The sequence below is a fragment of the Cardiobacterium hominis genome, from assembly GCF_900637305.1.
Classification (GTDB): Bacteria; Pseudomonadota; Gammaproteobacteria; order Cardiobacteriales; family Cardiobacteriaceae; genus Cardiobacterium; species Cardiobacterium hominis.
In genome coordinates this window covers 88,173-110,996 of record NZ_LR134365.1, presented here as the reverse complement: position 1 = coordinate 110,996, position 22,824 = coordinate 88,173, and the positions used below count along the sequence as shown (strand labels likewise).

The 22,824-nt window shown below is 61.2% G+C and carries 20 protein-coding genes and 3 tRNA genes; 16 read left to right on the top strand and 7 right to left on the bottom strand.

Annotated elements, in window-relative coordinates:
- Positions 1–10 precede the first annotated feature (10 nt).
- Positions 11–541, top strand: coding sequence for a methylated-DNA--[protein]-cysteine S-methyltransferase (locus tag EL199_RS13425; RefSeq protein ID WP_004142743.1), 531 nt, complete (start codon positions 11–13; stop codon positions 539–541).
- Here EL199_RS13425 and EL199_RS00445 read toward each other — a convergent pair.
- Positions 538–993 (bottom strand): peroxiredoxin, encoded by a 456-nt coding sequence (locus EL199_RS00445; RefSeq protein ID WP_004142745.1) that lies wholly within the window; start codon positions 991–993, stop codon positions 538–540. The genes EL199_RS13425 and EL199_RS00445 overlap by 4 nt on opposite strands.
- Positions 994–1,083: 90 nt before the next feature.
- On the opposite strand from EL199_RS00445, the gene dapA reads away from it, so the two are divergent.
- The 7 genes from dapA to EL199_RS00410 all read left to right on the top strand — a co-directional run bounded on the left by dapA (position 1,084) and on the right by EL199_RS00410 (position 7,894).
- Positions 1,084–1,959 carry a 4-hydroxy-tetrahydrodipicolinate synthase gene (gene dapA / locus EL199_RS00440; RefSeq protein ID WP_040355964.1) on the top strand — a complete coding sequence of 292 codons (876 nt, stop codon included), beginning with the start codon at positions 1,084–1,086 and terminating at the stop codon, positions 1,957–1,959.
- A 16-nt stretch (positions 1,960–1,975) separates the two neighbouring features.
- On the top strand, positions 1,976–3,130 hold the full coding sequence (gene bamC / locus EL199_RS00435) for an outer membrane protein assembly factor BamC (RefSeq protein WP_004142754.1): 1,155 nt from the start codon (positions 1,976–1,978) through the stop codon (positions 3,128–3,130).
- A gap of 222 nt (positions 3,131–3,352) precedes the next feature.
- Positions 3,353–3,889 carry a hypothetical protein gene (locus EL199_RS00430; RefSeq protein ID WP_004142755.1) on the top strand — a complete coding sequence of 179 codons (537 nt, stop codon included), beginning with the start codon at positions 3,353–3,355 and terminating at the stop codon, positions 3,887–3,889.
- A 44-nt stretch (positions 3,890–3,933) separates the two neighbouring features.
- Complete coding sequence (gene mutL / locus EL199_RS00425) at positions 3,934–5,793, top strand: DNA mismatch repair endonuclease MutL (RefSeq protein WP_126315936.1); 1,860 nt, start codon at positions 3,934–3,936, stop codon at positions 5,791–5,793.
- A 2-nt stretch (positions 5,794–5,795) separates the two neighbouring features.
- On the top strand, positions 5,796–6,434 hold the full coding sequence (locus EL199_RS00420; RefSeq protein WP_004142758.1) for a histidine phosphatase family protein: 639 nt from the start codon (positions 5,796–5,798) through the stop codon (positions 6,432–6,434).
- The gene (miaA, locus tag EL199_RS00415; protein ID WP_004142760.1) at positions 6,416–7,381 is read left to right on the top strand and encodes a tRNA (adenosine(37)-N6)-dimethylallyltransferase MiaA; all 966 of its coding nucleotides are present in this window, start codon (positions 6,416–6,418) and stop codon (positions 7,379–7,381) included. The genes EL199_RS00420 and miaA overlap by 19 nt, the downstream gene beginning before the upstream one ends.
- Positions 7,382–7,411: 30 nt before the next feature.
- Positions 7,412–7,894 carry a hypothetical protein gene (locus EL199_RS00410; protein WP_004142764.1) on the top strand — a complete coding sequence of 161 codons (483 nt, stop codon included), beginning with the start codon at positions 7,412–7,414 and terminating at the stop codon, positions 7,892–7,894.
- 108 nt (positions 7,895–8,002) lie between these two features.
- Here the strand turns inward: EL199_RS00410 and EL199_RS00405 are convergent, their stop codons facing one another.
- Genes EL199_RS00405 through EL199_RS00395 form a run of 3 tightly spaced genes read right to left on the bottom strand, consistent with a single transcriptional unit; the run spans position 8,003 to position 10,967 of the window.
- Positions 8,003–8,383 (bottom strand): VOC family protein, encoded by a 381-nt coding sequence (locus tag EL199_RS00405; RefSeq protein WP_004142766.1) that lies wholly within the window; start codon positions 8,381–8,383, stop codon positions 8,003–8,005.
- Between the two features lie 59 nt (positions 8,384–8,442).
- Positions 8,443–9,222 carry a helix-turn-helix transcriptional regulator gene (locus EL199_RS00400; RefSeq protein ID WP_004142768.1) on the bottom strand — a complete coding sequence of 260 codons (780 nt, stop codon included), beginning with the start codon at positions 9,220–9,222 and terminating at the stop codon, positions 8,443–8,445.
- Between the two features lie 2 nt (positions 9,223–9,224).
- Complete coding sequence (locus tag EL199_RS00395; RefSeq protein WP_004142770.1) at positions 9,225–10,967, bottom strand: chorismate-binding protein; 1,743 nt, start codon at positions 10,965–10,967, stop codon at positions 9,225–9,227.
- Positions 10,968–11,044: 77 nt separating this feature from the next.
- On the opposite strand from EL199_RS00395, the gene truB reads away from it, so the two are divergent.
- From truB to EL199_RS00370, 5 genes are all read left to right on the top strand, one after another.
- Positions 11,045–11,941, top strand: a complete 897-nt coding sequence (truB, locus tag EL199_RS00390; protein WP_004142771.1) for a tRNA pseudouridine(55) synthase TruB — start codon at positions 11,045–11,047, stop codon at positions 11,939–11,941.
- Between the two features lie 163 nt (positions 11,942–12,104).
- The gene (locus EL199_RS00385) at positions 12,105–14,570 is read left to right on the top strand and encodes a mechanosensitive ion channel domain-containing protein (protein ID WP_004142774.1); all 2,466 of its coding nucleotides are present in this window, start codon (positions 12,105–12,107) and stop codon (positions 14,568–14,570) included.
- 66 nt (positions 14,571–14,636) lie between these two features.
- A tRNA-Pro gene (locus tag EL199_RS00380) sits at positions 14,637–14,713 on the top strand.
- Positions 14,714–14,725: 12 nt separating this feature from the next.
- A tRNA-Arg gene (locus tag EL199_RS00375) sits at positions 14,726–14,802 on the top strand.
- Positions 14,803–14,821: 19 nt separating this feature from the next.
- Positions 14,822–14,898: transfer RNA gene (locus EL199_RS00370), tRNA-His, on the top strand.
- A 98-nt stretch (positions 14,899–14,996) separates the two neighbouring features.
- On the opposite strand, the gene EL199_RS12920 is transcribed toward EL199_RS00370, so the two are convergent.
- Positions 14,997–16,958: a WD40 repeat domain-containing protein gene (locus tag EL199_RS12920; RefSeq protein WP_050768120.1), complete on the bottom strand. Its 1,962-nt coding sequence runs from the start codon at positions 16,956–16,958 to the stop codon at positions 14,997–14,999.
- A gap of 194 nt (positions 16,959–17,152) precedes the next feature.
- Positions 17,153–17,665: a lactoylglutathione lyase gene (gene gloA, locus EL199_RS00360; protein WP_004142779.1), complete on the bottom strand. Its 513-nt coding sequence runs from the start codon at positions 17,663–17,665 to the stop codon at positions 17,153–17,155.
- Between the two features lie 49 nt (positions 17,666–17,714).
- Here gloA and EL199_RS00355 point away from each other — a divergent pair, with 49 nt between their 5' ends.
- From EL199_RS00355 to EL199_RS00345, 3 genes are all read left to right on the top strand, one after another.
- Positions 17,715–18,803: a metallophosphoesterase gene (locus tag EL199_RS00355; protein ID WP_004142781.1), complete on the top strand. Its 1,089-nt coding sequence runs from the start codon at positions 17,715–17,717 to the stop codon at positions 18,801–18,803.
- A 235-nt stretch (positions 18,804–19,038) separates the two neighbouring features.
- Positions 19,039–19,980 (top strand): D-2-hydroxyacid dehydrogenase, encoded by a 942-nt coding sequence (locus EL199_RS00350; protein ID WP_004142786.1) that lies wholly within the window; start codon positions 19,039–19,041, stop codon positions 19,978–19,980.
- A gap of 97 nt (positions 19,981–20,077) precedes the next feature.
- Entirely contained in the window at positions 20,078–21,637 is a 1,560-nt protein-coding gene (locus tag EL199_RS00345) for a DUF4139 domain-containing protein (RefSeq protein ID WP_004142788.1), read from the top strand.
- A 52-nt stretch (positions 21,638–21,689) separates the two neighbouring features.
- On the opposite strand, the gene EL199_RS00340 is transcribed toward EL199_RS00345, so the two are convergent.
- Positions 21,690–22,781 (bottom strand): sulfate/molybdate ABC transporter ATP-binding protein, encoded by a 1,092-nt coding sequence (locus EL199_RS00340; protein WP_004142790.1) that lies wholly within the window; start codon positions 22,779–22,781, stop codon positions 21,690–21,692.
- Positions 22,782–22,824 lie beyond the last annotated feature (43 nt).

Genomic DNA, 22,824 nt, shown 5'->3' with positions numbered 1-22,824 from the left:
TGGAAAAAATATGGACGTCATCCACACCCGAAACTACCCCTCGCCGCTGGGCGAATTGCTGCTTGGCGACTGGCAGGGCGCGCTCGTTCTCTGCGACTGGCGCATCGCCAGCAACGGCTATCACAGCGACAGCCGCGTGCCGCAGTTGCTCAACGCCACGCTGCAAGAACAGGCGACCCCGCTGCTTGCCGAAACCGTCGCGCAACTCAACGCCTACTTCACCGGCCACCGCCGCGACTTCGACCTGCCCGTGCGCCTCGTCGGCACGCCGTTTCAGGAGCAGGTCTGGCAGGCGTTGCGCGCCATCCCCTGCGGAAAGACGTGCAGCTATCAGGACATCGCCGACGCCATCGGCAACCCGAAAGCCACCCGCGCGGTAGCGGGCGCCATCAGCCGCAATCCGGCATCGGTCATCATTCCCTGCCACCGCGTTATCGGCAAAAACGGCGGGCTCACCGGCTACAACGGCGGCACAGACGCGCTCTATATCAAGGAGCGGCTGCTCGCGCTGGAGCAAGGCATGCGCGAATTGGCGTTTTAACCCTGCGCCGCGCGCAACGCTTGCAGCACTTCTTCCGCATGCCCAGCGACTTTCACTTTGCGCCAGGCGCGCACGACTTCGCCCTGCGGGTTGAGGAGAAACGTGCTGCGCTCGATGCCCATATAAGTCTTGCCGTAGTTGTGCTTTTCCTTGATGACATCAAAAGCGCGGCAGAGGATTTCCTCCGGATCGCTGACCAGCTCGAAGGGAAACTGCTGCTTGGTGCGGAATTTTTCATGCGAGGCGATGCTGTCACGCGAAACGCCGATGACTTGCGCCTCCAGCGCGCGGAAATCAGGATGCAGGTCGCGGAAGGCGCAGCCTTCGCTGGTGCAGCCCGGCGTGGCGTCTTTCGGGTAGAAATAAAGCACCGTCCACTGCCCCTGCAAACGGGCGGGGGTGAAGGGGGCGGCGGACGTGCTGGCGAGGGTCAAATCTTGCGGTAAGTTCATGGTATTAGCGCCTGTGGTTACGGGGGGTACGCTTGATTTTAGCACCGCAAAGCGCATAACATTGCGCCCTCTTTATTACCCGGAAACAGTATGTTTAGAGGTTCTATCGTCGCTTTGGTGACACCGATGCACGACGACGGCGCAGTTGACTGGAACGCCCTCGCCGCCCTGATTGAATGGCATTGCACGAGCGGTACCGACGCCATCGTTTCCGTCGGCACCACCGGCGAATCCGCCACCTTAAACCCCGCCGAACACAAGGCCGTCATCCGTTTCACCGTGGAAAAAGTCGCCGGGCGCCTGCCGGTGATTGCCGGTACGGGCGGCAACGCCACCAGCGAGGCGATTGACCTCTCGCTTGCCGCCTACGACGTCGGTTGCGCCGCCACCCTGCAAGTCGTCCCCTATTACAACAAACCGCCGCAACGCGGCCTCTATGCCCACTTCAAGGCCATCGCCGACGCCGTGCCGATGCCGCACCTCTTGTATAACGTCCCCGGCCGCACCTCCTGCGATCTCCTCCCCGAAACCGTGGTCGCGCTCGCCCAACTTCCGAACATCGTCGGCATCAAAGAAGCGAGCAACATGGCGCGCATGGTCGAACTGCGCACCGTCTGCCCGCCGGACTTTGACCTGCTCTGCGGCGAGGACGGCCTCTCCGCCGATGCGCTGTGCAACGGCACCGTTGATGGCGTCGTCTCCGTGACCGCCAACCTCGCGCCGGACGTGATGCACAACATGGTCGCCGCCGGACTTGCAGGCGATGCCAGCCGCTGCCACGCGCTGAACGACCGCCTCGCGCCGCTGCACGAAGCCATGTTCTACGAATGCAACCCGCTGCCGGTCAAATGGGCGCTCTACCGCCTCGGTAAAATCGGCGCCGGTATCCGCCTGCCGCTGATACCACTCGCCGCAGACGTACAACCCCGCGTTGAAGCCGCGCTGCGCCACGCCCAACTCCTCTAAACACACCGCTAAAACCATGAAAAGCAAACTCCTCGCCTTGGGCACCGCCCTGCTCCTCGCCGCCTGTAGCAACAACAGCCTGCGCGACGCCATCCCCGACCGCCGTCCCGACTACCGGCAAAGCAACGTCAGCCGCCAACTGGAAATCCCGCCAGACCTGAGCGGTGGCACACTCGATGACCAGCTCACCGTGCCGGACATGAACCCGGCGAGCGTCGCCACCTACCGCGCCTACAGCCAGGACAACGCCATCCGCGACAAACGCGGCTTCATCGAAGTGCTGCCGCAACTCTACGGCGTGCAAGTCGTCGAACAACCCGGCGCGCTGCCTTACATCCTCGTCGCCGCCGACACCTCGACCACCTGGGCGGCGGTCAAAAAATACTGGGAAAATAACGGCATCCGCCTGCGCACCCAAGAGCCTGCCATTGGCCTGATGGAAACCGACTGGCTGGAAAACCTCTCCGACCTGCCGCGCTCCGGCATCAGCGGCCTACTCGACAGTATCATCAAACTCACCCACGACAGCGGCACCCGCGACCGCTACCGCGTTCGCTTCTCGCACGAAGGCGACAAAACCGGCGTGACCATCGTCTATAGCCAGGCCGAAGAAAAAGCGGTGCGCGACACCAACAGCAAAGACCCGCAAGGCTTCCGCTGGAGCCAGTCCGACAACGACAACCCCGAACTGCAACTGGAAATGACGCGGCGCATCGCGCTCTTCGTCTCTGCCGAACTGCGCCGACAAAACGACCTTAGCCAACAACACGGCAGCGCAAGCAATGCTGCTGCCGCTGGCGTGCGCGCCCAACTGACCACGGCGGGCGGCAAACCGGCACTCTCCATCCAGGGCAACTACGGCCAGGCATGGCGCGTCCTCGGTATCGGCCTCGACAAAGCGAGCTTTGCTCTCGAAAAACAAGACTACAAAAGCGGCACCTACCAAGTGCAATACCAGCCGCAGAGCGCCGAAAAAGCCGAAAAAACCGGCTTCTGGTCGCGCCTCTGGGGCAGCAAAAAACCACAAACGGCGGACAACGCGCCGCGCTACCTCATCCGCCTCTCTGACCAGGGTGACCACAGCCTCGCCGTCGTGCAAACCCCGGACGGCAAGGCGGCAAACGACAAAGAAGCGCGCGCCCTGCTCGAAACCGTACAAAGCGCGCTATAAAATCCAGAAAATGCCCGCCTCGCGCGGGCGTATTACTAAAAACAGGGCCTTAATAAATAGAATTCAAAGCCCTCGCCAACTGCTATGCCACTTTCTTCAAGCCCAGAAGAATTCGTCATCATGAAGCGCCTACAACTATCCGTTATTGACCACCTAGAAACGATTTTGGGTTTCTGAAGAGAATAACCGCAATGTCGCAAAAAAATACCCAAAGGAGATGACGTGAAAAAAATCCTGACCTTTATCATCTTGGGCATCCTTGCTATCGCCACCGCTATTGGCGCCTATCTATACAATCAAAATGAAATCGAAATTCCAGATGAAACCGTCATAACCGCTATCAAGGCCCAATTCCCGCTGGAAGTGAAAGAGTCCGTATTCTCGATCGGAACCATCAAACTCTCTCATCCCAACATTCGTATTGAAAATAACGAAATCATCATCGAAACCGCCTACGAATTTACCAATGCCGAACACACCGAGCACATACAGGCACAAGCGACCTTTAGCAGTGATGTGGATGACCGCAACGGTAAACTGTATCTGCGGCGCTTTGATCTGAAACAACTGCGCAAAGACGGACAGAATATCGAGGCGGACAAATACGCACTGACCATGATTGGCAGCCTGGATTTTGAACTGCGGGAGAAAAAACCGCTGCTGTATTTGGGCCATATCGTAAATCCTCAATCCATATACGACGTTAACATTAAAAACAGCAAAGTCGTCATAGAGAAAAAAAGAATGAAATTGTGGTGAACACGCGGCCATACCAATAACCCGTTTTTATATCACTCCCTCCCATGCCCCGCATCCAACAACTCCCGAACAGCCTCATCAACCAAATCGCCGCGGGCGAAGTCATCGAACGCCCCGCCTCCGTCGTCAAAGAAATTATCGAAAACGCCATTGACGCCGGTGCGACGCAAATCGACATCGACATCGAAGACGGCGGCGGCAAACTCATCCGCGTGCGCGACAACGGCTGCGGCATCCACCCGGACGACCTCGCGCTCGCCTTCGCCACCCACGCCACCAGCAAAATCCGCAACCTCGACGACCTCGAACACATCACCACCCTCGGCTTTCGCGGCGAAGCGCTGCCGAGCATCGCCTCCGTCTCCAAAACCACCCTCACCAGCCGCGCCGAAGGCGAAAGCAGCGCCTGGCGTATCAGCCCGCATCTGGGCGATGCCATCAGCCCCGCCGCACACCCGCCCGGCACCACCATCGAAATCCGCGACCTCTTCTACAACACCCCGGCGCGGAAAAAATTCCTGAAAAGCGAACGCACCGAACGCCAGCACATCCAGCAACTCGTGCAAAACCTGGCCTTAAGCCACGACGGCATCACCATCCGTCTCAACAACCACGGCAAACCGCTCGGCGTTTACGGTGGCGAAGGACTCGCCGCGCGCATCGCCAGCGTCCTCGGCGACGACCTGCTCGAACAAGCGCTGCCGATTGACGCCCGCGCCGCCGACATGCACCTCTACGGCTGGGTGGGACTGCCAACCAGCGCCACCAACCAGCCGGAGCGCCAATACTTCTACATCAACGGCCGCATCATCCGCGACAAAATCATCGCGCATGCCATCCGCCAGGCCTACCAGGACATGCTCTACCACGGCCGCCACCCGGTGTACGTCCTCTACCTCGACATCGCGCCCGAACACATCGACGTCAATGCCCACCCGGCCAAACACGAAGTGCGCTTCCGCGAAAGCCGCCTCACCCACGATTTCCTCTACAGCAGCCTGCACCACGCCCTGCGCGGCAACACCCCCGCCGCCGCACCGCGCCCCGAAAACCCCGCCCCGCCGCCCGAGCGCGAAGTGCCCGCCGTCGCCCGGCAACAACCGCTGCGCTACAGCGGCGACTACCGCCTGGAGCGCCCGACAACCCCGCGCCGTGCGCTGGCCGAAAGCGCCGCCTACTACCAATGGGCGCAAAATATCGCGCCGTCGCCCGTTCATCCCGGCGGTTCAACATCAACAAACCCCATCCCCAGCCCCTCCCCCACAGGGAGAGGGGAGCAAGACTACGCTGCCGCGCCCGTCAATGACGACCAGACAGAACACCCGCTCGGCTACGCCCTCGGCCAAATCCACAACATCTTCATCCTCGCGCAAAACGCGCGCGGCCTCGTCATCGTAGACATGCACGCCGCGCATGAGCGCATCCTCTACGAACGCCTGAAAGCGCAACTGCGCGCGCGGCACCCCGAAGTACAGCGCCTGCTCTTGCCGCAAAGCCTCGCCGCCACCCCGGCGCACCTCGACACCCTCGCCCAACACCGCGACTGGCTGCACCGCCTCGGCTTTGACCTCGAAGCCAGCGCGGACGAAAGCCGCATCCACATCAACGCCGTGCCATCGCTGCTGAAACACGCCGCCGTCGCCGAAATCGTCGGCGACCTCCTGCACGAGCTGGGCGAATATCCGGCGAGCATCGCCATCGAGCGCCTGCAAGACGAAATCCTCTCGCGTCTCTCCTGCCACAAGGCGGTGCGCGCGCACGACAGCCTCACCATCCCCGAAATGAACCACCTGCTGCGCGACATCGAAACCACCCCGGCCAGCGGCCAATGCAACCACGGCCGCCCCACCTGGGTGCAACTCACCACCGACGAGCTCGGCAAATACTTCATGCGTGGGGAATAACCATGAAAACCCTCTACCTTATCCGCCACGCCCAAAGCGAAGCCAACGCCGGCGGCATCAGCAAACCGGAGCGCGACATCTCCCTCTCGCCCCTGGGACGCGAACAGGCGCAAGCGCTGGTCGCCCGACTGCCGCGAAGCGTCCACATTTACACCTCAGAACTGCGCCGCACCCATGAAACCGCTGCGCCCTACTGCCGCACGCACGGCATCACGCCGCAAACCTTGCAGCTGCTGAACGAATTTTCCTGCCTTGCCTTTGACCTGATTCGCGGCATGGACGGCACGGCGCGCCGCCCGCTGGCGGATGCCTACTGGCAACGCGCCGACCCTCTGGAATGCACCGGCGCGGGTGCGGACAGCTTCGCTGCCTTCAACCGGCGCATCAGCGCCTTTCTCGACCACTACCCGCAGCTCGAAGACGGCAGCCTGCTCTTTGGCCACGGCATCTGGATTGGTCTGCTTGCCTGGCGGCTGCTCGGCTTTCGCGCCGAAACCTCCGCCGACATGAGCGCCTTCCGCCGCTTCCAGAGCGGTCTGCCCATGCCCAACACCGCCGTCTGGATACTGCAAGGCGACAGCACCGACACCCTACGCCTGCGCTGCCATCAACCCGCCATGCCATGGGAAAAACAGCCTTGAGCCCCGTCATCTGCCTCATCGGCCCGACCGCTTCCGGCAAAACCGCGCTCGCTTTCGCCCTCGCCGACCGCTACCCCGTGCATCTCATCAGCGTGGACTCCGCGCAGATCTACCGCGGCATGAACATCGGCAGCGCCAAGCCGGATGCCGCCACCCTGGCCCGCTACCCGCACGCGCTGATAGACATCCTTGACCCCGAAGAACCCTACTCCGCCGGGCGCTTTGCCACCGATGCCCGCCGTGAAATCGCCGCCGCGCACGCCCGTGGGCAAATCCCGGTGCTGGTTGGCGGCACCATGCTCTACTACCACACTTTATATACCGGCATTGACGACCTGCCCGCCGCCGATCCGGCGAATCGCGCCCGCATTGAAGCGCGCCTTGCCGCCGAGGGCAGCGCCGCCCTGCACGCCGAACTGGCGCGGCTTGACCCGCAAACGGCGGCGTCCATCAAACCCAACGACCGCCAGCGCCTCGTCCGCGCCCTTGAGCTCATCCTGACTACCGGACAGACGCCCAGCGCGCTCTATGCCGCACAACAAACGCGCCGCCCGCCGTGGCCGACACTCGCCATTGGCCTCAATCCGGCACGCGCCGTGCTACATCAGCGTATCGCCGAGCGCTTTCAAATGATGATTGCGCAAGGCTTTATTGAGGAAGTCGCCGCGCTCAAAGCCCGCCCGCAACTCTCCCTCGCCGCGCCCTCCATGCGCAGCGTCGGTTACCGGCAAATCTGGCAATACCTGGATGGCGCGAGCGACCGCGAAAGCGCCATCGAACAGGCCATCATCGCCAGCCGCCAACTGGCGAAACGGCAAATCACCTGGATGAACAACCGCCTTGGCCGCGACCTCGCCATCAGCCAATATGACCCGCTCGCCAAGCCCACCGCCGCACTCGATGCCATCGAAAAATACCTGCAACAGCCCCCGGCAAAGCCGATATAATTACCATCCGTTAAACAATTAGAGCAAACCATGAAGCAACTCCTCCTCACACTCCTCCTTCTCACGGGCATCGCCAGCGCCGCAGCGGGCGACGGCATCAGCGGCAATTGGCGCTGCCAAACCATCAGCTACCAGCAATACGGCAACAACTACCTGATTTTTATCGACAACACCCACTGGCAGCACAAAGAAGACGGCAGCCTGCACGGCGAAGGCAAACTGGAAGTGCGCATCTACAGCAAAAACAACCCGCAGGCGCGGCTGTACTTCGACTACGCCTCGGATGGCAGCTGGCGTCAGGCGGGCGACAAAATCCTGCTGGAAACCATCAAACCGCGCCTCGTCCTGTCCAACAAAACCGAGGCGCAAGTACGCCCGGCGGCGGAAAACATCGCGCGTGACGTCAATGACAAACCGCAGCAGACCGTCGCCTCGAACATCATCTACCTCGGCGCGCACCAGCTCATTTTGGAAGACCGCGAAAGCCACGACTTCACCCGCTGCCGCCGCTAAACCGCAAAAAACCGCCGCCGACCACGGCGGTTTTTTATCTGCAACGCGAGGCACCTAGATAGATAAAAAAGCCACCGTCGGGTGGCTTTTTTATCTCTGCGCGGATGCTTACTGCGCCGAATAGAGGCCGATGCGGTTGCCTTCGCTGTCTTCAATCACCGCGTCAAAGCCGTAATCGTTGCCGATGGCGGTCTTGCCAATCAGCACCTTGCCGCCATGCTGCGCGGCGCGTGCCGCCTCAATCGCGCAGTCGTCGCAGGCGAAATAGAGCAGGACGGTATTGCCAGGGGTAAAGGGTTGCTGCGGGTCGTGGCAGAGCATGCCGCTGCAGCCGGGCGCGTCGTGGTCGCTGGGGAACTTGCAATAGCGCGCATCAGTGCCTTCAACCGGCAGGTCTTCCAGCGCAATCTGGAAAACGGCTTCGTAGAAGGCTTTGGCACGCGCCAGGTCGCGCACGTAAAGGGTGAACCAGTTGGCGGGGTTTTTCATGTCAGCTCCTGTTGTTGATAAGGCGCGACAGGATAGCGCCGCCCGCGCCGCGCGGCTTGTCATGGATTGCGCTGGCGCAGGAAATCGTAAAGCAGTTTCGGCAGGTTGACGGTTATCGGCGGGTCGCTCGGCGCAAACGGACGCAGGGAGAGCTCGATAGTCGTGGCGGCAGGGAGCGGGAAGGTAACGGGCGCCGGGTGCAGCGCGCGCAGGCAGTGATCGAGGCGGAAATAGCGCAGCGGGTTGCGGCTTTTCGGGATTTCGCAGGCAAGCAGGTAGTAGGTGCCGTCGGGGACGGCATCAATGCGAAATTCGCGGCAATGGAACAGGGCGCGACCCAGTACCGGCACGCCGCGCGGAATGGGCGCGGGAAAGAGTCCGGCGAAGACGACGTGCCGCGCCTCGCCGCCGCGAAGGCGCACGGTAAGCGCCCGTGGCTGCGGGTGTTGTTGCGGCGCATAGCCGTGATAGCTGAAGGTGCGCGGCTGCGGGCAGGCGAGTTCGGCGGAAAGGGTCGCGCTGTAGGCGGCGATTTTGTCGCGGTAACGGGCGGGGGCAATGCCGGTCGCGACGCGGAAGGTGTGGCTGTAGGTCGCGGCGCTTTCGTGTCCGGCATCGAGTTGCGAGTCGATAACCGGCTTTTGTGCGACCAGTGCGGCGATGCCGTGTTCGATTTTCAGCGCTGCGATGTAGTCGCGCAGCGGCAGACCGGTTTCGCGGTGAAAGCGGCGGCTCAAGTGGAAGCGGCTCAAGGCGAAATGCGCGGCGACGCTCGCCGGGGTGCAGTCAGGCAGGGTGGCGCGGATGTGGGCGCAAATGGTGGCGAGGGGGACGGTCATGGTCAGGCAATCCGGCGGGCGGTGAGGATGCCGCGCAGGCTGTTGGCGAGGCAGATGCGCGTGGCGCGGGCGACGTCGCCGCGGCTCAGGCGGCTTTCTGTGATGTGTGTCGTGCCAATCAGCGCCGGTTCGGCGAGGAGGCGGGCGCGGGCGATACCGGGCAGGATGTCGAGCGCGAGCGGTGGGGTGTGCCAGGCGCCGTCGATTTGCAGGAAGACGCTGCTGCGCGCGCCTTCGAGCAGGTAGCCGCTTTCGTTGTAAAGCAACGCGTCGAACGCGCCAGCGGCAACGGCGGCCTGCCAGATGCGGTCGAGATGGGCGCGGTGCGTGCTTTTGTGGCGGCGCAGCGGGTCGCGGTCGGGCAGCGGCGTGCCGTGTTCGCAGACGAGGACGTCGCGGGCGATGGCATCAAGCGGCGCGCGTTCGAGTTGCGGCGTGCCGTCGTGTTGCAGGGTGATTTTCAGGCGCTGGGGTTGTGTGCCAGCCGCACAGCGCGCGATAACTGCCGCCCGAATTGCGGCAACGTCGCAGGGCAGTCCCAAGGCGGCAGCGCTGGCGGCAAGGCGGGCGAGATGCGCGTCAAGCTGTTGCGGTTCGCCATTTTCAACGCGCAGGGTTTCGATGAGGCCGATGTCCGGCGGGTGGCGGAGGAAGGCGGCTTTGAGTTGGCATTCGCGGTATTCGTCGTCAGCGTCGCTGTCGATGGTGATGCCGGAGCCGACGCCGAAGCGGGCGTGGCCGTCGGTGATTTGCAGGGTGCGGATGGCGACGTTCAGCCGCATTTCCTCCGGCTCGATATAGCCGAGCGCGCCGGTGTAGAGGTCGCGCGGGCTGCCCTCCAGCGCGGCGATGTATTGTATGGTGATGCGTTTCGGCGCGCCGGTGATGGAGCCGCAGGGGTAGGCGGCGCGCAGGATGGCGGCGTGCGTGATGCCGGGGCGCAGCCGGGCATTGACGCGGCTGGTCATTTGCAGAACTTCGCCGTGGCGGGCGACGTGGAAGGCGTCGCTGACGCTCACGCCGTGCGGGCGCGCGATTTTGCTCAAGTCATTGCGCAGCAAATCGACAATCATCGTGTTCTCGGCGCGGTTTTTCGGGTCGCGGGCAAGCGCCGCCTTTGCCGCTTCGATGTCGCCCGCGGCGCGCGCCGTGCCTTTCATCGGCAAGGTGTGGAGGTGGTCGCCGTCGCGGGCGAGAAAGAGTTCGGGCGAGAGGCAAAGGGTGTGGCCGTCGGCGGGATGCCAGGCGAGCGCCGCATAAGGTGCGGGTTGCAGCGCGCGCAGGCGCTGGTAGAGGGCGACGGGGTTGCCGTAGCTTGCGGCGGTCGCGCGCAGGGTGTAGTTGATTTGGTAGGTGTTGCCGGCGCGGATGAGTTCGTGGATGGCGGCGATGGTGCGGGCATAAGCGGCGCGGTCGGTGTCAAAGCGCAGGTCAAGCAGGCCGGCGGGTGCGCCGTCGTGCTGGTCGCGCAGCCAGGCGTCGATGGCGTCGCCGTGTAATTGGTCGAGGCGGGCATACCAGTCGAGGACGAGCGGCGGCGCGCTCTCGGCGAGCTCCATCAGGGCAAGGCCGAATTCATAAGGGATGCGCAGCGCGGCGTGCAGGCCTTCCGCCCAACCGCGTGCGAGCAGGGCATCAAGCTGGTCGAGGTCGGCGGCGGCGAGGGTGTCGCGGCGGATGTGGTCGCGGTAAAGGCGGGCGCGCCCGGCGCGGGCGTCGTCAAGGAGGAGGTAGGGAATGGTCATGGCGGGGGCGGAAAAGTTATCAATTATAAGCGCAACGCGGCTGCTAAAATGCGCGCTGTTTTTTCAGGAGTGTTGCGATGGGCAAGCGCAAAAAAATCGACGGCGTACTACTGCTCGACAAACCCGCCGGTATCAGCAGCAACCAGGCGTTGCAGCAGGCGCGCTGGCTGTATCAGGCGGAGAAGGCGGGGCATGGCGGCACGCTTGACCCCTTTGCCACCGGGCTGTTGCCGGTGCTGTTCGGCGAGGCGAGCAAGTTCGGCCGCTATTTTCTGGACGGCGACAAGGCCTATGAGGCGACGCTCGCCTTCGGCACGGAAACGGATACTGGCGACCTCAGCGGCGCGGTTATCCGCGAAGCCGCGCCGCCGCCGCTGGATGCGGTGGACTGGGTAGCGCTGTGCGCAGGTTTCAGCGGCGTGCAGCGGCAGGTGCCGCCGGTCTATTCCGCGCTGAAAGTCGGCGGCGAACGCGCTTATGCGCTGGCGCGGCGCGGCGAATTGCCGCAGCTGGAAGCGCGCGAGGTGGTCATTCACGAATTGCGTTTTCTGGGCATGGACGGCGACGGCGCGCGCTTTTTCGTGCGTTGCAGCAAGGGGACGTACATCCGCAGCCTGCTGCGCGACATGGCGGCAGCACTCGGCAGCGCCGGACATACGCACGCGCTGCGGCGGGTGGCGGTCGCGGGACTGACGGCGATGACGCCGCTCGCCACACTGCGCGCCTGGCAGGAAGCGGGCGACATGACAGCGTTGCAAGCGCTACTGTTGCCGCTCGATTGCTGCGTCGCGCATTTGCCGCGGGTGGTGGTGCCGCCGGAGAAGCTGCGCTTTATCCGCAACGGCAACGACATCGCCTGCGCCGCGCCGCACGGCGAGGTCGCGCTGTACGACGGCGCACGGTTTTTTGGCGTCGGCGAGGCGCGCGACGGGCGGGTGTTTCCGCAGCGGCTGTGCGCGTTGCCGCCAGCATGATTTATAGCTATACACGCAAAGTTCTGTACAAGGCGCGCCGCCGAAGACAGTACGCGGTTGTACGGCGAGGCGGCGCAACACCGTACAGGGCTTTGCGTGGATGGCTATATGCATACAGGGTAGCGCTCGTTGTGTATGTAAATGGGTTTGATGGGAGAAGATTATGTGGCGTTTTTGTCTGTTTTTCTTTTTGTTTTTTGGCGTTGCGACGTTTGCGGCAGAGCGCGATGCGGGTAAGGCTGACGACAAGGCAGCCTGGGCAGCGCTGGCCGATGTGCTGGAAAATCCGGCGCAGCGCAAGGTACTGATTGCGCAACTGCGACAGCTGGACGCCACGGAAAAAGCGGACAAGGCAAAAAGCGAGGCGACAACGGCAGAGGCAGCGCCAGATGCCGCAGCGGCGGGCAATGACGCGCCGCAGGGCGATGTCGCCACGGGTGAGGCGGCGAAAGACGAGGCAGCGGCCGAGGCGGCACCGGCTGAGGAGAAGAAAGACAACAAGCAGGCCGAGGCGGAAGCGCTGAAATCGGTCGCGGAAAACGCGCGCGCGGCGGTCGTCTCTGCGGCGGCGTGGCCGAAGAAAGTTGCCGGAGCGGCGGTGCAAGTGCTGCGCGAGGTGGGGACGCGCATCAGCGACAGTTGGGATGCGCTGGTCGGCGCCTTTTCCGGGCGCGATTTGATGCTGCGCTCGGTGAATTTCGAGATGTTCTGGCAGGCGACGCTCAATCTGGCGCTGATTATCGGCGCTACCTTGCTGTTTTTACGCGGTTTGCAACTGGCAAGCCGCCCGCTCAAGCGGCGCTTGCAGGAGCGGGTCTTGCGCGAAGGACGCTTTACCCCGCTGGTGCGCCGTCTGTTGGGCGTGGTCGGCGTGTCGCTGCTCGACGTTCTGGTGCTCGCGCTTTCACTCCTCTTTTGCAGCTTGATGGCGGTGTTGCTCGTCGGCGAAACGGGGACAATGACGACGCAGGCGGCGTTTTTTATGCGCGCCTTTGTCGCGATTGAATTATTGAAAATCGGTATCCGCACCGTTTTTTACCCACGCTATCCGGGCTTGCGTTTATTGCCGTGTACAGATGCAACGGCAATTTATTGGAACCGCTGGTTTGCCACACTGCTGCATTTGCTCGGCTATGGTTATCTGGTGGCCTTTCCGCTGATTAAAATCAATTTGTCGCCATCGCTCGGCATGGTGTTCTCCGCGCTATTGGCATTAAGCGCCTTTATTTATGGCATGGTGGTTGTTATTCGCCAGCGGAGCGCGGTACGCCTGGCATTGCGCCATTATGCAGAAGAAACCAATAGCGTGATTTTTGCGGGCGCCTTGCGCGTCTTTTCCTCCATTTGGCATTTGCTCGCCATTGCCTATTTCCTGATGCTGCTTGTTTTGAACCTGCTCAGTGGCGAAAAAGAATTGCCGTATGTCTTGCGTGCGACTTCCTATACCATTCTCTGGGTCTGCGGCGGATTATTGCTTTCCGCCTTGATGACACAATACATTCACCGCGAAATCCGCTTCAAACCGGAGACCGCGCGGCGTTTACCCGGATTGGCAAAAAGGCTGAATTTCTATGTGCCATTGGGATTGCGTTTTCTGCGATTCGGCATGATTTGGCTGGTATGCTTCAGCCTGCTGGATGCCTGGAGTGTCATAGACCTGAATGCCTGGGCGGCATCACCGCGTGGCCTGTTGCTGGTCAGCAAATTCTGGAATATCTTTATCATTCTGGCGGTGGCGCTGATTACCTGGCTGATGTCGGTAGTATTCATTGAGCGCTATTTGAGTGCGGAAATTGGCGCGGCACCCAGCGTGCGCACCCAAACCTTATTGTCGCTATTCAGAAGCGCCTGGGCGGTGATTATCTTTGCCAGTACCGCCATTATGATTCTGACAGAAATCGGCATTAACATCGGGCCGCTCATCGCCGGTGCCGGGGTATTCGGTTTGGCCGTCGGTTTCGGGGCGCAGACCCTGGTAAAAGACGTGATTACCGGAATTTTCTTCCAGATTGAAAATGCGATTAACACCGGCGACATTGTGACCGTCGATGGCATTACCGGCCGCGCCGAGCAAGTAGGCATCCGTTCGGTCGGCATTCGCGACAGCTCCGGTACCTATCACTTGATTCCCTTTTCCAACGTCACCCGCGTGTCCAATTACATGCGCGGCCATGCCAACCATATCGCCGAATACGGCATCGCCTATCGCGAAAACATTGACGAAGCGATAGAACAATTACGCGCGGCATTCAATGAATTGGTCAAAGGAGAAATGAAGCGTTATATTCTGGAACCCATCAACATTCAGGGCGTGTCGCAATTGGCCGACAGCGCGGTGATGTTGCGCGTTTCTATCAAAACCACGCCGGGCGATCAATGGGTCGTCGGACGCGCGTACAACCGCTTGGTGAAAATGTATTTTGACGCCGCCGGTATAGAAATGCCGTTCCCGCACATGGAAATCTATTTCGGTCAGGACAAAGACGGCAGCGCGCCGCCGCTGCATGTGCGCTATCGCGCCGAAGGCAAGACGCATCCGGCGCCCGTCGCGGCGGAAAAACCGGCGGAGGCATTCCATGTGGAGAACAAAGACGACATCGCTAACCTGCCAGACAGCGGCGCCAGTTGAGAAAAAGCGCGAAAAGCGCTTGACGACACCGGGGGCGCTCACTAAAATGCGCGCCTCATCCTGTGGCGGAGTATAGCGCAGTCTGGTAGCGCATCTGGTTTGGGACCAGGGGGTCGGGGGTTCAAATCCCTCTACTCCGACCAGCAACCCGAAACGTGCCCGTAGCTCAACCGGATAGAGCAACGGCCTTCTAAGCCGTAGGTTACAGGTTCGAGTCCTGTCGGGTGCGCCAAATAGGATTTTTACAAATGGTGGGTGTAGCTCAGATGGTTAGAGCGCCGGATTGTGATTCCGGAGGTCGTGGGTTCGATTCCCATCATCCACCCCAGTTTTTTAGAAAGCGCCGTAAAGGCGCTTTTTGTTTTTCTGTGTATTCTGCTAGAGAAAAGCCGGAGCAATGCTCCGGCTTTTTGTGCTGGATGGTATTTAATCCGGCAAGGCATTTTTCGGCAAGGCAATCATGAAATTGTCCACTTCACCATTCATGCGGTTCCAACCGGAATTAAAGAGGATTCGGGTGAAATCCTGATTGACGGTTGCGTGCGGCTCCAGCCAGTAATTTGCCGAATCATTCATTCCTTCTGGTAATTGCGGGTAAAAATGTTCGCTATCGGCATTGGCGATGGAATAGATTTTGGGCGTATCTTCCAGGCTGACGGCAAAGATTTTGCGGTGCAGCCATTGGCGGTTTTCCCGGCGCAGATTGAATTGATCGCCTTTCTGCTCGGCATAGGTAGAAATTAAAACCCAGCCCGGTTTGCGGAATGCTTTACCGGAAATGTGAATGGCGGTCGCCGTGCCGTTGAGATAGCTTGGGAATAATACGGTTTGTTTGCCGGTTTTGAGGTTGGTCATAAAGATATCGCCGCCGCTGCTTTGGTAGTCAATGGAGACGTAAACGTCTTGTCCTGCTTTGTTCAGTGCGATATCGGAATGCTCAGATTTTTGGTGCAGTTGGGTGAAGTTTTGGAATTTGCGGTCATAGGCGCGCGTTCCTGTCTGGTCATCGCCGGAGATGACGCAATATTCGCCGCTGGGGCTCATGCTGACGTGGTCAGGCGCGCCGTCAGGGGTATCGAGATGGCCGATGATTTGTTGTTGTTGTATGTCCCAGACAAAGACGCCATGGGTTTTCCAGCTGGTACTGTCGCGCGCGAGCAGACACCAATAGCGGCCATCGCTTGAGGGCGAGCCTTCGGAGCGGGTTGTGGCGATATCGGCTACATTCCAGTATTTGCGGATTTCTGCGCCCATATCGGCGGCAAGTGATACTTGGTTTTTGCCGATATCGACGCTAAAGAGTTTCATGCCGACGCCGTTCTCGTTCATGAAATAAAGGGTATTGGGATCGCTCGCATGCCATTGCGGCTCGGCATTACCGCCAGCTATATGGTGCGGCAATCCTTCTGCGCCCTGAAAGTCTTTGAGTGCGCGGATTTCTTTGCCGGTTTGGGCATCATAGAGATACCAGAATCCTGCCTGATCCATCAGAATCATTTTGCTGTTATCGGCATTGAATGCCTGGCTGCGCGAATAGATATTGCGGCGGAAGTTGAAGTTGTTTTGTTTGAGCGAGCCAGTGTCGGTGATACGCACCAGGCAGGTTTTATAGGTTGGCTCAAGGGTGGCGACGCCTTTTTCCGGCAGGGGGGTATCGGGCAATGGCTGAATGTCCATGCCGGCAATAAGCGGTGTTTGTCGTGCGGTAATGGCTGCGCAGATATCGTTGTCGTTACCGGGTGTGGGCGATGTTTCGTTTTTGGCGGCGATGCGCACCGGCAGTGTGGAAAAGACGCTTATCCGTCCCTGTGCGCTGCGGACTTCTTCGCGGTATGCCAGCAGTTTGCCTGCGTCATTCGGCTGGATTTTGTATTGGCTGCCGCTGGCGACTTTTTGCATTTGGTTGGTGCGCGTGCCGATAAACCAGCCGCCGCCGACGATGGTGCCTTCATATTGTCCGGCGATGCCGCTCACGGTTTCGCCCACGTGCGGGCTTTTCACGCCGGTGGAAAGTGCCGGGTCTTTGTTGGCAAGTGCGGTCGCGCCGTCGCTGATTTCGACGGTATAGCTGAAGACTTTGTATTTTTTCCCGGTTTTCGGGTCGCGGATTTCTTCGGCGTAGGCGATTTTGTGTCCGGCATCGGCAGCGGTGGGGCGGTAAGTCTGGCCGTCGCCGATTTTTTGTCCGTCGCGGTACCAGCCGCGCCCGGTAATTTGATAGTTGCCGTAAACGCCGCTGCCCGCCTGGATGCTGTCGCCGACGTGGTAACGCGCCTGCGTACCGGCCCGCGGGATTTTCTCGATGGGTCCCTGCGCCATGACCATTTGCCCATAGAGGCCGCAGGCGGCTATCGTGGCGTAAAGCGCGTGTTTCCAGTGTTTTTGCATGGTTTTCCCCTTGTTGTCAGAAACTCGGCGCATTATTTATCGGTAATAAAAGGGTTGCAAGTGTTGTTTTTGCCGCGGCGGGCTGTGTTATGCGCGGTATCACGAATTTCATCATGGATGCCAAGCAAAAGCCCCGGTATGTCCGGGGCTTTTTGTGGTTTGTAGATGCGGCGGTGAAGGCGCACCGGCAAATGTTAGCCCTTGATGATTTCTACCCAGTAGTCGTCCGGGTCTTTGATGAAGGCGATGTGGCGCATCGTGCCGTCTTCCGGGCGTTTTTGGTAGGGGACGTTATTTTGGTCAAACCAGCGGATGGCGGCGTCGAAATCCGGCACGCTGATGCAGATGTGGCCGAAGCCGCGCGGTTCGCTGTTGCCGTTGTGATAGTGGAAGGCGGGGTCGGTTTCGCTGCCCCAGTTGTGGGTCAGCTCCAGGATGCCGCTTTGTCGCGCAATCCAGGCGCGGCGCGCTTCTTCGTCTTCCGGGATGTTTTCGTCGCCGCGCAGCATGGCGAGGAAGTAGAGGCTGAATTTGCCGCCTTCGTAGTCGCTTTTGCGCAGGAGCGTCATGCCGAGGATGCGGGTGTAGAAGTCCAGCGATTTGGCCGGGTCTTTGACGCGCAGCATGGTGTGGTTGTAGGTGAAGCCGCGGGTTTCCGGGCGGTGTTCTTGGGTGGCGCCGGGCGCGGTGGGGGCGGTGAAGCTCATTGGTGTCTCCGTTGGTTTATGATGCGCGCCCATTTTACTAGGAGTTTTTATGCCTCGTTGGTTGTTTGCCGTGTTGGTGCTGGCGGTCTTGCAGTTGTTGCTGTGGGTGTTTGCGCGCTCGCTGCGTTTTTTGGCGGGCGAGAAGCGGCGGCGTTGGCTGACGGCGGCGGTGTTTGTCACCGGTAACGGTTTGTCGCTGCTGGCGTTGTCGCGCCTCTTTCCGCCGCTTTTTATCGCGCAGGCGTGGCTGATTGCCCTGCTGTGGCTGTGGTTCATGGCGGCGGTCGTCGGCTTCGTGCTGTATCGCCTCGCCAAGCCTTTCGCGCCGCAGCAGGCGGCGACGGCGTTGCGCGTCTTTTTGCCGACGGCTTTCGGCGCGCTGTTCGCCTGGGGTTTTTTCAATGCGAACAGCACGGTGGTGCGTCATTATGCGGTCGCGCTCGACAAGCCGCTGGCGCAACCGCTACGCATCGGCGTCGCCACCGATTTGCATCTGGACAGCGGTTTTTTCTTTGGCGCGCGCGAGCTGGATCGTCTCGCGGCGATTTTCGCCGCGGAACAGGTGGATATCATCCTCCTGCCCGGCGATATTATTAATGACAAGCCGGAGGCGTTTTATGCGGAGGGGATGGTGCCGCATTTGCAGGCGCTGCACGCGCCGCTTGGCGTGTTCGGCACGCTCGGCAATCATGAGTTTTACGGCGATGCCGACGAGAACGCGCGCGCTTTGCGCGAAGGCGGGGTGCAGGTATTGCGCGATGCGGTGGTGGTGGTGGGTGAGCGCGCCGTGGTGGTCGGCCGCGATGATGATATGAACAGCGCCCGCCCCCCGCTCGCCGCGTTGTTAAGGGATGTACGCCGCGATTTGCCGGTGCTGGTGCTGGACCACCGCCCGACGGAGATTGTCGGGAATGCGCGGACGCCGATGGATATTCAGCTTTCCGGCCATGCGCACAACGGGCAGGTGTTCCCCGCCAATTTCATCGTGCGCGCGCTTTACCGCTTGCACTACGGGCATGAACAGATTGAGGGTAAAGAAATTTTTGTCTCGTCCGGCTATGGTTTCTGGGGCGTGCCGCTGCGGCTGGGGTCGCGCTCGGAGGTGCTGGTGATTGATGTCACGGGGCGGAAAGATTGAGGACGAATTACATCTTGTTATCCCGTTTGTTGTATGTATAATACGCTCATCAGGACGATGAAATGGTACCAGGCTCGCAGGGATGCGAGCCTTTTTTAATGTTCGTACAGGCAGTTCCGTAGCTTTTTTCACCAGCGCCCGCGTTTTCCCGACGCGGGTTTGTTGTATGGACGGGACAAGACAGCGCGGCGAGAACTTCGTAAGATAGCGCTTCCTTCACGCACCGGAGACCCGCATGAAAGCCGTATTTCTTGACCGCAACACTTTTTCGCCGACCATTGACCTGCCTGCGCCTGCGGGCGTGACTGACTGGCAGGTGTACGACGCCACGCCGAACGACACCGCGACCGTCGTCGAACGCCTGCGCGGCGCGCAAATCGCCATCAGCAACAAAGTTTTGCTGACACGCGACGTCATCGCCCAGTCGCCCGATTTGAAGCTGATTCAAGTCGCCGCGACCGGCGTCAATAACGTCGATGCCGACGCCTGCAAAGACCACGGCGTGCAACTCGCCAACGTCGCCGGTTACTCCACCACCTCGGTCGCCGAACACACCTTCGCCGCCATCCTCGCCGCATTGCGCGGCCTCTTGCCCTACCATCAGGCAGTGATAAACGGCGACTGGCAGCGCGACGGCCGCTTCTGCCTGAACGAACTGCCGATTATCGACCTCGCAGGGAAAACGCTCGGCATCGTCGGCACCGGCAACATCGGCAAGCGCGTGACCGAAATCGCGCGCGTCTTCGGCATGAACGTGCTATGGGCAGAGCGCCGGGGTACCGCGCCGCGTTCGCCGCAGTACACACCGTTCGACGACGTCTTCGCCCGCGCCGACATCATCAGCCTGCACTGCCCGCTCAACGACGCCTCGCATCACTTGCTGAACGCCGACACCCTCGCGCTTTGCCAGCGCCAGCCGCTCATCCTCAACATGGCGCGCGGCCCGGTCGCCGACAGCGCCGCCGTCGTCGCCGCGCTGAACGCGGGCAAACTGCTTGGTTACGTCAGCGACGTCTTCCCCGACGAACCACCGCCCGCCGACGAACCGCTGCTCACCCTGCGCGACCACCCGCGCGTCCTCTACACCCCGCACAACGCCTGGGCGAGCATCGGTGCACAACAAGAACTGTGGCGCATCCTCAGCGCGCAAATGAGCGCCTGGATTGCCGCCGCCTAAACCACACCCAGGGCTTTCCATCACAATGAATAAATTATGACAAGATGGAAAGCCTATCTGCTATCATAGCCGCGTTCAGAAAACGAGGAATGAAAACATGCGCCTATGGTTGGCCGCCCTGCTGACACTCATCACGACCATCGCCCACGCCGAAGACTACTACCTCGACGCGCCCGTCGTCACCGCCAAACTCTACAGCCGTGAAGCCGAACTCGTGCGCGAAGCCAAGGTCACCGTCCACAAACAGGGCATGCACCGCATCATCGTCTCGCCGCTCCTGAGCGACAACATCGCCAACGTCTCCCTCAGCATCAACGGCGCGCGCCTGACCGGCCAGGGCATGCGGCCGCTGCCGACACAAGACGCCAGCGAACCGCTGGTCCACCAGGCAGACGAAGCCGAACAGGCACTGACCATCACCCGGCAAAGCATCGAAGACAACCGCGACATGAGCCGCGCCCTCATCCAGCGCCTGCAAGGCCACGGCAGCTCCGTCAGCGAAGTGCAGCGCCAGCTGGACACCCTCGCCCGCCTGCGCGAAGACCTGCTCAAAACCGAGCGCGAACAACAAGACGAACTCAAACAACTACAAGAACAACTCGCCTGGCAGAATAAAGGCCGCGACAGCCGCCAATACGCAGGCGTGTTCGACATCTACAGCGACCGCATCGGCGAAGTCACCCTCACCCTGCGCGAACGCACCGACAAAGCCTACTGGCAGCCCTACAGCGAATTCAGCCTCAACACCGAAACCAACGAGCTCGACATCCGAGCCTACGCCCAAGTCGTCCAACAAAGCGGGCTGGACTGGGACAACGTCGAAGTCAGCCTCTCCTTCGCGCCGCCGGACTACCAGGACACCCCGCAACTACAAAGCACCAGCGTCGCCGTTGCCGACCGCACCGTCGCCACCGTCCTCGGCGAAAACAACGCCCCCTTTGGCATCGGCGCAAGCGGCGGCAAAAACAGCCCGAACCTCATCAGCGCCGAAGACCCGGAAAAAGGCGACAGTGCCAACGACATCGTCGTCTCCGGCGTCGATTTCAACGTCAAAATCCCCGGACGGCACAACCTGGCGAGCTCGCGCGACCGCTACCAGCTCACCTACTGGCAAAACCGCAGCCGCGCCAAACTCTACAGCGCCGCCTACGCCTGGGTGGCAAGCAAAGCACTACTCATCGCCGAATGGCAACAACCGGACGGCTACGCCTACTACCCCGGCCACACCAACTTCTTCCGCGACGGCAACCGCATCGGTCAACTGCGGCTGGACCGCATCATGCGCGAAAGCAGCCGGCAAATCATGAGCTTCGGCGAAGACCCGCACATCGACGTCCAATACACCATCCCGCCAGGCTACAACATCGGCAACGGCCTCATCCTCAAAGACCGCATGGAAAAACGGCAGACCGTCACCCTGCACAACCTCGGCAAAACCGCACGCGACGTGCGCCTCTACGCGCGCCTGCCACTGGCGACCCAAACCGACGTTACCGTCGAGCCCAAATTCAGCCCCAAACCGGATCAAGAAAACGTCGAAAACGTGCGCGGCATCGTCCTCTGGGAAAAAACCCTAAACGCCGGCGACACCCTGCGCATCGAAAACAGCTACGACGTCCGCTACCCCGAAGGCAAGCGGCTAGTGGGCATCGAATAACCGCACCCCTCCCCATAAAAAATCCCGCTGCGGCGGGATTTTTTGCGGGCATTCACAGCGCGCGGAACAGCGCTTCAACGGCGCCATTCGTGCGCAGGAAATAGAGGCGGCGCGGTTTGAGATAGACGCGCTGACCGTGGTGCAGCGGCTGGCGCAGCCAGGTTTGCGCCGGTAGCGGCAGTTGCCAGCGGCTATCCCCGCCCCAGCCCTGGTTTTTCACGGTGAGGCGGTAGTTGGCGCCGAGCAGGGTGCTGTGTTCGATGATGACCGGCAGTTGCACGTGGCCGGGCGGGTGGCCGCTCAGTTCGAGGTCCTGCACGCGCAGGGCGAGTTCGCCGTCGCCGTCTGCTATCGGGTACTCGGCTTTTGCCCAGCCGCGGCCACTGTGCAGGATGTGGTTCTCCACCCGCGCCGGAAAGCGGCGGGTGTCGCTCATGAAGTTGAAGACTTGCGCGTCGGCAGGCGCGGCGTAAAGCTGCTGCGGGTCGGCGTTTTGCGCGATGGCGCCGTGGCGCATGACGACGATGCGGTCGGCCAGCTCCAGCGCTTCTTCGCGGTCGTGGGTGACGAAAACGCCGGTGAAGCGCAGCTCGCGTTGCAGGGTTTTCAGCCAGAGGCGCAGGTCGTGCCGCACTTGCACGTCCAGCGCGCCGAAGGGTTCGTCAAAGAGGATGACTTCCGGCTCGGTGGCCAGCGCGCGGGCGAGAGCGACGCGCTGTTGCTGGCCGCCGGAGAGTTGCGCCGGGTAACGGCTGCCCATATCGGCAAGTTGCACCATGTCGAGCAGTTGCGCGACTTTTTCGCGGATGCGCGCTTTCGCCGGTCGCTCGCGGCGCGGCTGGATGGTGAGACCAAAGGCGATGTTGTCGGCAACGGTGAGGTGCTTGAACAGCGCGTAGTGCTGGAAGACGAAGCCGATATGGCGCTCGCGCACCGGCACGTGGGTAACGTCGCGGCCATTGAGGCGGATTTGCCCGCCGTCGGCGCTTTCCAGCCCGGCGATGAGGCGCAGCAGGGTGGTTTTGCCGCTGCCGGAGGGGCCAAGCAGCGCCGCCATTTCGCCGTTTTCGATGGTGAGGTCGGTCGGGTGCAGCGCGGGGTAGTCGCCGTAGGTTTTGTGCAGCTCTCGGATTTGGATGCTCATGGGGGTTCCTTGCTTACTCCCTCCCCCGCAGGGCGAAGCCCGC

Excerpts from the sequence above, each read along its gene's own strand:
- EL199_RS13425 (WP_004142743.1), top strand. The coding sequence starts at position 11 with ATGGACGTCATCCACACCCGAAACTACCCCTCGCCGCTGGGCGAATTG.
- EL199_RS00445 (WP_004142745.1), bottom strand. The coding sequence starts at position 993 with ATGAACTTACCGCAAGATTTGACCCTCGCCAGCACGTCCGCCGCCCCC.
- dapA (WP_040355964.1), top strand. The coding sequence starts at position 1,084 with ATGTTTAGAGGTTCTATCGTCGCTTTGGTGACACCGATGCACGACGAC.
- bamC (WP_004142754.1), top strand. The coding sequence starts at position 1,976 with ATGAAAAGCAAACTCCTCGCCTTGGGCACCGCCCTGCTCCTCGCCGCC.
- mutL (WP_126315936.1), top strand. The coding sequence starts at position 3,934 with ATGCCCCGCATCCAACAACTCCCGAACAGCCTCATCAACCAAATCGCC.
- EL199_RS00420 (WP_004142758.1), top strand. The coding sequence starts at position 5,796 with ATGAAAACCCTCTACCTTATCCGCCACGCCCAAAGCGAAGCCAACGCC.
- miaA (WP_004142760.1), top strand. The coding sequence starts at position 6,416 with ATGGGAAAAACAGCCTTGAGCCCCGTCATCTGCCTCATCGGCCCGACC.
- EL199_RS00410 (WP_004142764.1), top strand. The coding sequence starts at position 7,412 with ATGAAGCAACTCCTCCTCACACTCCTCCTTCTCACGGGCATCGCCAGC.
- EL199_RS00405 (WP_004142766.1), bottom strand. The coding sequence starts at position 8,383 with ATGAAAAACCCCGCCAACTGGTTCACCCTTTACGTGCGCGACCTGGCG.
- EL199_RS00400 (WP_004142768.1), bottom strand. The coding sequence starts at position 9,222 with ATGACCGTCCCCCTCGCCACCATTTGCGCCCACATCCGCGCCACCCTG.
- EL199_RS00395 (WP_004142770.1), bottom strand. The coding sequence starts at position 10,967 with ATGACCATTCCCTACCTCCTCCTTGACGACGCCCGCGCCGGGCGCGCC.
- truB (WP_004142771.1), top strand. The coding sequence starts at position 11,045 with ATGGGCAAGCGCAAAAAAATCGACGGCGTACTACTGCTCGACAAACCC.
- EL199_RS00385 (WP_004142774.1), top strand. The coding sequence starts at position 12,105 with ATGTGGCGTTTTTGTCTGTTTTTCTTTTTGTTTTTTGGCGTTGCGACG.
- EL199_RS12920 (WP_050768120.1), bottom strand. The coding sequence starts at position 16,958 with ATGCAAAAACACTGGAAACACGCGCTTTACGCCACGATAGCCGCCTGC.
- gloA (WP_004142779.1), bottom strand. The coding sequence starts at position 17,665 with ATGAGCTTCACCGCCCCCACCGCGCCCGGCGCCACCCAAGAACACCGC.
- EL199_RS00355 (WP_004142781.1), top strand. The coding sequence starts at position 17,715 with ATGCCTCGTTGGTTGTTTGCCGTGTTGGTGCTGGCGGTCTTGCAGTTG.
- EL199_RS00350 (WP_004142786.1), top strand. The coding sequence starts at position 19,039 with ATGAAAGCCGTATTTCTTGACCGCAACACTTTTTCGCCGACCATTGAC.
- EL199_RS00345 (WP_004142788.1), top strand. The coding sequence starts at position 20,078 with ATGCGCCTATGGTTGGCCGCCCTGCTGACACTCATCACGACCATCGCC.
- EL199_RS00340 (WP_004142790.1), bottom strand. The coding sequence starts at position 22,781 with ATGAGCATCCAAATCCGAGAGCTGCACAAAACCTACGGCGACTACCCC.